The sequence below is a fragment of the Escherichia sp. MOD1-EC5495 genome, from assembly GCF_002965965.1.
GTDB classification, from domain to species: domain Bacteria; phylum Pseudomonadota; class Gammaproteobacteria; order Enterobacterales; family Enterobacteriaceae; genus Escherichia; species Escherichia ruysiae.
The window spans coordinates 1-1,007 of record NZ_PTRI01000055.1 but is presented as its reverse complement, the minus strand read 5'-3'; the positions used below and the strand labels follow the sequence as shown (position 1 = coordinate 1,007).

1 pseudogene is annotated in these 1,007 nt (G+C 58.6%); it reads left to right on the top strand.

The window, feature by feature from the left end:
* Positions 1-1,007, top strand: a pseudogene (locus BEG40_RS21985) (TipJ family phage tail tip protein); the annotation flags it as partial.

Here is a 1,007-nt window from a genome sequence, read left to right as displayed (position 1 = left end):
CGCCGGACAGCACCACAGACCAGCTGCAGAACAAAACGCTCTGGTCGTCATACACCGAAATCATCGATGTGAAACAGTGCTACCCGAACACGGCACTGGTCGGCGTACAGGTGGACTCGGAGCAGTTCGGCAGCCAGCAGGTGAGTCGTAATTATCATCTTCGCGGGCGCATTCTGCAGGTGCCGTCGAACTATAACCCGCAGACGCGACAATACAGCGGTATCTGGGACGGAACGTTTAAGCCAGCATACAGCAACAACATGGCCTGGTGTCTGTGGGATATGCTGACCCATCCGCGCTACGGCATGGGAAAACGTCTTGGTGCGTCGGATGTGGATAAATGGGCGCTGTATGTCATCGGCCAGTACTGCGACCAGTCGGTGCCGGACGGCTTTGGCGGCACGGAGCCGCGCATCACCTGTAATGCCTGGCTGACCACGCAGCGTAAGGCGTGGGATGTGCTCAGTGATTTCTGCTCGGCGATGCGCTGTATGCCGGTATGGAACGGGCAGACGCTGACGTTCGTGCAGGACCGACCATCAGATAAGGTGTGGACCTATAACCGCAGTAATGTGGTGATGCCGGATGATGGCGCGCCGTTCCGCTACAGCTTCAGCGCCCTGAAGGACCGCCATAATGCCGTTGAGGTGAACTGGATTGACCCGGATAACGGCTGGGAGACGGCGACAGAGCTTGTTGAAGGGTCGTAATGTCACGAAGATGGATGCCTTTGGCTGTACCAGCCGGGGGCAGGCACACCGCGCCGGGCTGTGGCTGATTAAAACGGAACTGCTGGAGACGCAGACCGTGGATTTCAGCGTGGGTGCTGAAGGGCTTCGCCATGTACCGGGCGATGTCATTGAAATCTGCGATGATGACTATGCCGGTATCAGCACCGGTGGTCGCGTGCTGGCGGTGAACAGCCAGACCCGGACGCTGACGCTCGACCGTGAAATCACGCTGCCATCCTCCGGTACCACGCTGATAAGCCTGGTTGACGGAAGTGG